Source organism: Variovorax sp. P1_H12_2 (assembly GCF_056405335.1).
In genome coordinates this window covers 1-8,747 of sequence record NZ_JBFUCI010000268.1, presented here as the reverse complement: position 1 = coordinate 8,747, position 8,747 = coordinate 1, and the positions used below count along the sequence as shown (strand labels likewise).

The following is an 8,747-nucleotide window of genomic DNA, read 5'->3' as shown; positions in this document are numbered from 1 at the left end:
GAACGCCACCGCCACGAAGTTGCGGCCCTCGGCCATCATGTTGCCACAGCTGGGTGTCTGCGCAGGCACGCCGACGCCGAGGAAGGACAGCGCCGCCTCGGTCAGCACCGCGGCGGCGGCCACGAAGGTCGACTGCACGATCAGCGGCGCCACCATGTTGGGCAGCACATGCCGCAGCAGGATCAGCGGCAGCCGCGTGCCGACCGCGTGCGCGGCCTCGACGTAGAGCTGCTCGCGCAAGGTGAGCGCGAGCGAGCGCACCAGCCGCACCACGCGCGGAATCTCGGGCACGGTGATGGCGACGATCACCGTCGTCAGGCTGGCGCGCGTCACCGCCATGAGTGCAATGGCGAGCAGGATGCCGGGAATGGCCATCAGCCCGTCCATCACCCGCATCACCGGCCCGTCGGCCCAGCGCACGAAGCCCGCGAACAGGCCGGTCAGCACGCCGAAGAAGGTGGCCAGCAGCGCGACCGAGGCGCCGACGATCATCGACACCCGTCCGCCCCACACTGCGCGGCTGAACACGTCGCGGCCCAGCGCGTCGGTGCCGAACCAGTGCTCGGACGAGGGCGGCTGCATGCGCGCGAGCGGGTCGATGTCCTGCGGGTCGAAGGTGGCGATCCAGGGCGCGGCGATGGAGATGGCGGCCACCGCGACCAGCAGCAGCGCGCCGATGATGAGCGTGGGGTTCTTGCGCAGCCAGCGAAAGCGCGGCAGCACGAAGGGAGCTTCGGCGGCCTCCGGTGCCACCGGGGTTGGCGCGTCGGCGTGGCGGAAGGGCAGGGCAGTGGACATGGAATGAAGGCCCGGTTCAATCAATACTGGATTCGCGGGTCGAAGAGCCGGTAGCTCAGATCGATCAGCAGGTTGATCAGCACGTACACGCCGGCCGACAGCAGCAGCACGCTCTGGATCACGGGATAGTCATGGCGCTGTACCGAATCGATCACGAGTCGGCCCACGCCCGGAATGGCGAACACCGTCTCCGTCACCACCACGCCGCCGATCAGCAGTGCGATGCCCACGCCCACCGTGGTGGCGATGGGAATGGCCGCGTTGCGCAGCGCATGGCCCAGCACCGGCAGCACGCCGAGACCCTTGGCGCGCGCGGTGCGGATGTAGTCTTCATGCAGCACCTCGAGCACCGTGGCGCGCGTCATGCGCGTCACGAGCGCGATGTACACCAGCGCCAGGTTCACGCAGGGAAGCACCAGGCCGCGCAGCCAGTCGCTTGGGCTTTCCGAGAAATGCACATAGCCCTGGACCGGAAACCACGGCAGCTGGATCGCGAAAGCGTAGATCAGCAGGTAGCCGACCAGGAACACCGGCACCGAGAAGGCGAGCACCGCGAACAGCATCACCAGCCGGTCGATCCAGCTGCCCGCGCGATAGGCCGCGAGCGTGCCCAGCGGTACGGCCACCACCAGCGTGATCGCCATGGTCAGCACCGCGATCGACACCGTGGGCTCCAGCCGCTGACCCAGCAGCTGCGTCACCGGCACCTGCGTGAAGATCGAGGTGCCGAGGTCGCCGGTGAAGAGCTTGCCCAGCCAGATCGCGAACTGCTGCCACAGCGGCAGATTCAGGCCCAGCGCGGCGCGCAGCTTCTCGATGTCTTCGACGGAGGCGAGGTCGCCGGCGATCAGCGCGGCCGGGTCGCCGGGCGACAGGTGAATCAGCAGAAACACCACCACGGCCACCACCGCCATGACGGGCAGCGTCGAGAGAAATCGTCGGAGGATGTAGCCCATGATGAAGCAGCGTGGTGCCGGTTACTTGTCGAGCACCCAGACCGTCGGCATGCCGGCCCAGAGCTTGTCGGTGCCCTTGAGGCTGGCGCGCGCGGCATACGCGGACGAATACTGGCCCGCGTTGATGTACGGTACCGCCTCGTAGGCGCGGGCCTGGAAGGCGTCGAGCACTTCCTTGCGCTTGGCCGGCACCGTTTCCTTGAGCCAGGCGCTGCGCAGTTCGTCGAGCGCCTTGTCGCAGGGCCAGCCGGGCAGGGAGTTGCCGCAGGCGGCGCTCAGGTAGGCGTTGGTGATCGGTGAGTTGACGTCGAACTCGCCGGCCACGGTGACGTACATGTTCCAGCCGCCGGCCTCCGGTGCGTCGCGCTTGGCGCGGCGTGCGCCGATGGAAGCCCAGTCCATCGTCTGCGCTTCGACGTTCATGCCGATGCTGCGCATGGTTTGCGCGGCCATCAGCGCCTCGGCGTTGAGGTAGGTGACGTCGCTCGGCACCAGGAGCGTGACCTTCTCGCCCTTGTAGCCGGCGTCCGCGAGCATTTTCTTGGCCTTGGCCACGTCGGCCTTGCGGTAGGGCTCGGCGCCCGCGGCAGTCTCGTTGGGGCTGCCGCAGATGAAGAAGGTCTGGCAGTAGCTCATGCGCATGTCGAGCGGATAGCCCATGGCCGCGACGATGCGTTCCTGGCTCACGGCCTGCAGCAGCGCCTGGCGCACCTTCGGGTTGTCGAAGGGCGGCAGCAGGTGGTTCATCACCAGGAAGCCCTGGTAGGTGCCGCCGGAGCCGATCTTCACGCTCGGGTCGGTGCGCAAGGGGGCAATGTAGTCGGGCGGCACCTGCTCCACCAGGTCGACCTCGCCGCGCTTGAGTGCCGCGATGGCGCTGTTGGCATCGGGCAGGTAAAGCCATTCCACGCGGTCGAAGGTGGTCTTCTTGCTGCCGGCCAGGCCGCTCGGCGGTTCGCTGCGCGGCACGTAGTTGGGGTTGCGCACGAACACGGTCTTGTTGCCCGGCACCCACTCGTCGCGCTTGAAGATGAAGGGGCCGGAGCCGATCACCTCGGGCAGCGGCGCGGTCGCGGACATCTTGGCCAGCCGCTCCGGCAGGATCACCGGCGGAAAGCTGGAGGGCTTGGCCAGCCCGTCGAGCACCAGGCCGWAGGGCTCGGTGAGCGTGAGCGTGAAGGTGCGCCCATCCACGGCCTTCCACTCGGCGCCACCCGCCACCATGGCGCGGCCGATGCTGTCGCGCGCGGCCCAGCGCTGCAGCGAGGCGATGGCGTCGGCCGAGGTCACGGCGCTGCCGTCGGAAAACTTCAGACCCGGGCGCAGCGTGAAGCTCCACTGCTTGCTGTCCTTGGAGCTCGTGTACTTCTCGACCATCTGCGGCTGCGGCTTGCCGCTCGCGTCCTGCGCGAACAGCGTGTCGTAGACCATGTAGCCGAAGTTGCGCGAGATGTAGGCCGTGGTGAAGGTCGGGTCGAGGATCTTCAGGTCGGCATGCGCCACCACCTTCAGCGTCTTGGGCGGCGTCTGGGCGAGCGCCGGCAGGCACGCGGCTGAAAGCGCCAGGGTGGCAAGGGCTGCGAGCGTTCGTCGTTTCATCGTCGGTTCTCCGGTAAGGGCTGAAAAGAAATGGGCAAGCCCGGGGGTCATGCGGTGATCGGCCACTTGGGCAGGCGGGCCTTGCGATACGGCAGCGTGCTGAGGTCCAGCGTCACGGCGCCCGGCGCGCCCGCATAGATCACATGCTTCGCGACCTTGGCGTACGAGGCATAGAAATGCTGCGACGACTTCACGACGATGATCTTCTTGGCGGCCAGGTCGCAGCCCAGCTGCGTGAACAGGTCGGTGCCCATCGCCTGGTTGCGCAGCGTGATCAGCACGATCTCGATGCCGTCGGCCTCGACCAGCGCGCTGTCGCCCATCAGCGTGGGCGTGCCCGCCAGGCCGGTCATGACCAGGTCGTGCTGCAGCGCCTTCACGGTGCAATCGAGGTCCATCGGATCACCCGACAGCGGGCTGATCTTGCCGCCGATGCGCATCGCGAGCTTCGCGCCCACGCCTGCGTCGAAGGCGATGCGCACTGCGATCGGGTCCCACATGGGGCCGATGGCCGCGTTGCGAATGCCGCGCTCGACCATGCGGCGCAGGATGAAGGTCGAATCACTGGCCGCGCCGCCGCCGGGGTTGTCGGCACCGTCGGACAGCACCACGGGGCCGCCGTCGAAGGCCAGCGCCTCGTCGAGCGATGCGTCGATGCTCGGATAGTGGACCGTGAGCCCGTCGCGCATGGCGATCAGCTCGTCGGCGAGCTGGCGCGCCAGCGCGTCGGCCTTGGCCTGGTTGCCGTCGGTGTAGACCAGCACCTTGGTGCCCATCTCTGACACGTCGCCCCATGAGAAGCCGTGCGTCAGCGAGACCGACAGCACGCCGTCCTTGCCCTCGAGCGACTGCATGCGCTCGACGAAGCCGCGCGCCGGTTCGCGCGAGGTGTGGACCGTGACGATCATGTCGCAGTCGACCACCGCGGCCACCGGCCTGACCTTGCCTTCGACGGTGGCGGCGCAGATGTCGACCAGCTCCAGCCCGCGCTCGAGCACGTCGGTGTGCGGGTACTCCTTGAAGGAGATCATCACGTCGGCGTTGGCGACCATCTCGGGCGTGAGGTGGTTGTGCGGATCGAGCTCCGCGCCGATCACCACGTCGGGCCCGACGATCTGCCGCACGCGCGCCAGCAGGTCGCCTTCGCAGTCGTCATAGCCGTCGGCCACCATCGCGCCGTGCAGGCCGAGCAGCACCATGTCGACCGGCAGCACCGCGCGCAGGTCGTTCAGCAGTTCGTCGCGCAGCGTCTCGTAGGCATGGCGCGTGGTCGTGCCGCTGGGCTGCGCGCCGGCGACCATGCCCTCGAACAGCTGCCATCCCTTGTCGGCGCCGCGCATGCGCGCGGCCCACAGCGGGCCCGAGAACAGCGTCATCGCATCGGGATGCTTGCCGGCGGCGAAGTAGCCGCGGTCCTTGAAGGAGGCGAGGCTGGTCGGCATCGGGCCGAAGGTGTTGGTTTCGGTGGCGAGGGAGGCACTGAAGACACGCATGGGTGGGTTCTCGTTGAGGTGGGAGGGCGGTTGTTCTTGTCCGGCGATCAGGCGCAGGCCGCGCGCAGCCGCTGCGGGCCCAGCATCTCGGCCGTGAGCCCGAAGGCCGCGATGCGCTCGGGCAGCGGCAACCCGCGTGCCAGCGCGGCGCAGGCCTCGCCCATGGCGGCCGAGGTCTGGATGCCGTAGCCGCCTTGCGCCGYGACCCAGAAGAAGCCGGGCGCCCCGGGCTCGAAACCGCCGACCAGGTCGCCGTCGGCCACGAAGGAACGCAGCCCGGCCCAGGTGCGCGTGGGGCGGCGGACGGCGAGCGTGGTCGCTTCCTCGATGCGGTGCACGGCGATGGCGATGTCGAGCTCCTCGGGCTGCACATCCTGCGGCTCGGTGGGGTCGGCATTGGCCGGCGAACCGAGCAGCATGCCGGCGTCGGGCTTGATGTACCAGCCTTCGTCGGCGCCGAAGACCATGGGCCAGTGCGCGACGCTCTCGCCCTCGGGCGGCGCGAAGATGAAGGCCGAGCGCCGGCGCGGCTCGATGCCCAGCGGCCGCACGCCCGCCATGCGGGCGATGGCGTCGACCCAGGCACCGGCCGCGTTGAGCACCACCGGCGCCTCGTACACGGCGCCGCCGGCCTGCACGCGCCAGCGGTCGCCGACGCGTTCGATGGCCGTCACGTCCGCATCGCACACCAGCTTGCCGCCGGCCTGCCGCATGCCGCGCAGGTAGCCCTGGTGGATGGCGTGCACGTCCATGTCGGCCGCATCGGGTTCGTACACCGCGCCCAGCACCTGTTCGGGCCGCAGCGCCGGCACCATCTCGCGCGCCTGTTCGCCGCTCAGCCGCGACGCGCCGGTGTTCATGGCGCGCAGTACCTCCCAGTGGGCTTCGAGCTCGGCCATGTGCTCCTTGCCCGCGACCATCATGGCGCCGCGCGGCGTGAGCAGCGGATGCTCCGCGAAGCCCGCGGGCGGGTCTTCGAGGAAGGCGCGGCTGGCCATCGTGAGGGCGCGCACCTGCGGCGTGCCGTAGCTTTCCATGAAGAGGGCGGCGGAGCGGCCGGTGGAGTGGTAGCCGGGCTGCGATTCGCGTTCGAGCAGGATCACGCGGGCGTGGGGCGCCAGCCAGTGGGCCACCGAGGCCCCGGCGATGCCGCCGCCGATCACGAGGTAGTCGGCCACGAAGGGCGCTGGTGTGCTGGTACTCATCGGCGAAAAGTGTAGATAGAAATTTGCGGATACGCAAATTCATTCGACCCTATCAAGGGAAAACCATGGGCACCGAATCGGTGAAATTTGCGTCAACGCAATTTGCGTATACGCAACTTCCGGGCCCGCGTCATGCGGGTCGGCATGGATGGCGCGACGCCGGGCTGGCAGAATCTCCCTGCATCACAAGAGAAAGCCACGCGTGAATCCACACACAGGGACCAAGCCGGGGACGAAGCCGAAGGAAGAGCCGCCCAAGCTGGACCGCACCACTTTCGGCCATCGACTGCGCACTGCGCGCAAGCGCTTCGGCTGGACGCTGGCGCAACTGGCCGAGCGCTCCGGCGTGTCGATCACCACCATCTCGCGCGCCGAACGCGGCCAGCTCGCGCTGGGCTACGAGAACTTCACCGCGCTGGGCCGTGCGCTCGAGATGGACATGAATGCGATGTTCGCGGGGGCCGGCGTCAAGCCCGCGCAGCTCGAAGGGCCGGTGGTCACGCGCGCGGGCAAGGGCGTGGTGTACCGCGGACTCTCGATCGCCTACGAGTTCCTCGGCACCACGGCGGCCGGAAAGCAGATGAGCCCCGTCGTCGGCACGGTGCATGCACGCCGCATTCACGGCCCCGAGGACTTCGTGCGGCATGTGGGCGAGGAGTTCGCCTATGTGCTGTCGGGCGAGATCGAGGTGCACTTCGAGAACGGCGAGGTGGTTCACCTGGCGCGCGGCGATTCGCTGTACTTCGACAGCCGTCTCGGCCATGCCTACGTGAGCGTGAGCCGCCAGCTCGCGAAGATCGTGGGCATGACTTCGAGCGAGAGCGGCCTGATGCGCTCCGCCCGCGACGGCGACGAGCGCATGGCGCCCATGGTGAAGACTGCGCGCAAGCCTGCCGCAAAGAAAAGCGCCAAGACCGCGAAGGCCGGAAAGAGCGCTTAGCCCACGCMATCGACGCCGTCGAAGGCTGATGGCGGCGGCAAGTCGAAAGTCGAGAGGAAGACATAGGGCCGTACGCATACGCCAATGTCTGTTCCTCCGTGCAAACGCAAATAGACGTTGAGCGTGCCGTGTCAAAGCGGACCGGCAATTCGAGACACCAACTCATTGTGTCGAGCGAGAGGTAAGAAGATCTTCTTATTTCACTCGATGTAGATGTTTATTTGGCAATTGAATGGTGGCTTGCGCGGTGAATTTCTTCGAAAGAAAAAGAGAGATATTGCACGAATCCAAGACGAATCTGATGTCGTCGCGAGGACTTGCATTTCTACAATAATCAGTCGAGAAAAGCCGTTCCTCTGCCCCTAGAGGCACCCGACGGATGTGCGCAAGGCATCGGTGGGCGAATAGCTCCCGAGGTGCGCAGCGCCCTAGAAAATCGCCGGCCTTTCTTGACAGAATTTTTGTCAATCTTGACTCGCTGATACGAAGAAATCATTCGTCCAAGCTGAGCAATTCAGGGTGGTGGTGCTTTCGGATCGACGCGGTGATGCCGCGTCCTTCGGCGCATCAATAAGAACAATGACTTTTCCTTTCCGCGGGCGTGCGTCGCCCAAAGCGGCTGTTTGCCGCGTTCCGAAACTCTCGGCCTCCATCCTCTCGCCCCTTTTGCTCACGGGCGTTGCCGCCGCGTTCGCGGCTCATGCGCAAGTCGCCTCCACGCCCAGGCCGATCATCGAGGAGCAACGCCAGCTAGAGCGCGAACGCGCGTTGCGCGAGCAGCAGGAACGCACGGTCGACACTCGGCCGAAGCCCGCGGTCATCGATGCGCAAACCTTGGCGGAGGACGAGCGGCCGTGCTTTCGCATCGATCGGCTGGTGCTCTCGGGCGAACTGGCGGACGATTTCCAATGGGCGCTGGATGCCGCAGCGAGATCGGGTGAAGCAGCCGACGACTGGCAGGGTCGCTGCCTCGGCACCGCAGGCGTCAACGTCATCCTCGCTCGCGTCCAACAGGCCGTGATCGCCCGAGGCTATGTCACCACACGCGTGCTCGTCGGCCCGCAGGACCTTGCCGCCGGCACATTGGTCCTGACGCTGGTCCCCAGTCGCATTGCAGCGATCCGCTTCGAGGATCGGGAAGAAGGCGAGGACAAGACTTCCACCAGCCTGCGCGGCGCCATCCCGGCGCAAGTGGGCCGTCTCGTCAACCTGCGCGACATCGAACAGGGCCTGGAGAACCTCAAGCGCCTGCCCACCGCTGACGCCGACATCCAGATCGAGGCTTCCACTGCGCCAGGCGCGCGGCCGGGCGACAGCGACCTGGTGGTCGCGTACACGCGCAAACGCCCACTGCGCGCGACCCTGTCCGAACATCACTTACCAACGGCCGCGTTGAGAGATGGATGGTTCGAACGCTGCCGGATGGAAGCACTGAAATTCGTGTGTTGGATGCGGCTGGCAACGCCAAGCCTGTAGATACCTCAAAAATTCTGCTTCCGAATGGAGCTAATTTGGGAGCAAAACTGTGATTCGCGACACCAAAGGCGGCCTTGCGTATTGGAATAGGCGAATTTCTAATTCGCACGATGTGATTTCCAAGGATTTAATTAGAATTCAGAATCCATTTGTTGATGAATCGTATCGCCCGCAGTTTGTGCATGAAATCGCGCAGCGCTACGAACGCCTGATGTTTCAGCGTTACTCCCGTGGCGATCCTGTTCAGGAACTCGCACAGCATTTCGGGCCTATGCTCGAC

Annotated in this window: 7 protein-coding genes and 1 pseudogene; 3 read left to right on the top strand and 5 right to left on the bottom strand. The window is 66.5% G+C overall.

The genetic code is table 11. The features are described 5' to 3' along the window. From AC1D2K_RS23100 to AC1D2K_RS23080, 5 genes are all read right to left on the bottom strand, one after another. The coding region (locus AC1D2K_RS23100; protein ID WP_478091276.1) for an ABC transporter permease at window positions 1-798 on the bottom strand (798 nt) is incomplete at its 3' end. A gap of 20 nt (window positions 799-818) precedes the next feature. Beyond that, window positions 819-1,754, bottom strand: coding sequence for an ABC transporter permease (locus tag AC1D2K_RS23095; RefSeq protein ID WP_478091274.1), 936 nt, complete (start codon window positions 1,752-1,754; stop codon window positions 819-821). A gap of 21 nt (window positions 1,755-1,775) precedes the next feature. Further along, window positions 1,776-3,353, bottom strand: a complete 1,578-nt coding sequence (locus tag AC1D2K_RS23090; protein WP_478091272.1) for an ABC transporter substrate-binding protein — start codon at window positions 3,351-3,353, stop codon at window positions 1,776-1,778. 47 nt (window positions 3,354-3,400) lie between these two features. Next, window positions 3,401-4,846, bottom strand: a complete 1,446-nt coding sequence (locus AC1D2K_RS23085; protein WP_478091270.1) for a M81 family metallopeptidase — start codon at window positions 4,844-4,846, stop codon at window positions 3,401-3,403. Window positions 4,847-4,893: 47 nt separating this feature from the next. Continuing rightward, a complete protein-coding gene (locus AC1D2K_RS23080) occupies window positions 4,894-6,051 on the bottom strand; it encodes an NAD(P)/FAD-dependent oxidoreductase (RefSeq protein WP_478091268.1) in 1,158 nt (385 codons plus the stop codon). A gap of 202 nt (window positions 6,052-6,253) precedes the next feature. Here AC1D2K_RS23080 and AC1D2K_RS23075 point away from each other — a divergent pair, with 202 nt between their 5' ends. The 3 genes and pseudogenes from AC1D2K_RS23075 to AC1D2K_RS23065 form a co-directional block, all read left to right on the top strand. After that, on the top strand, window positions 6,254-6,991 hold the full coding sequence (locus tag AC1D2K_RS23075; protein ID WP_478091267.1) for a helix-turn-helix domain-containing protein: 738 nt from the start codon (window positions 6,254-6,256) through the stop codon (window positions 6,989-6,991). A gap of 579 nt (window positions 6,992-7,570) precedes the next feature. After that, window positions 7,571-8,467 carry a POTRA domain-containing protein gene (locus AC1D2K_RS23070; RefSeq protein WP_478091266.1) on the top strand — a complete coding sequence of 299 codons (897 nt, stop codon included), beginning with the start codon at window positions 7,571-7,573 and terminating at the stop codon, window positions 8,465-8,467. 49 nt (window positions 8,468-8,516) lie between these two features. Continuing rightward, window positions 8,517-8,747, top strand: a pseudogene (locus AC1D2K_RS23065) (hypothetical protein); the annotation flags it as partial.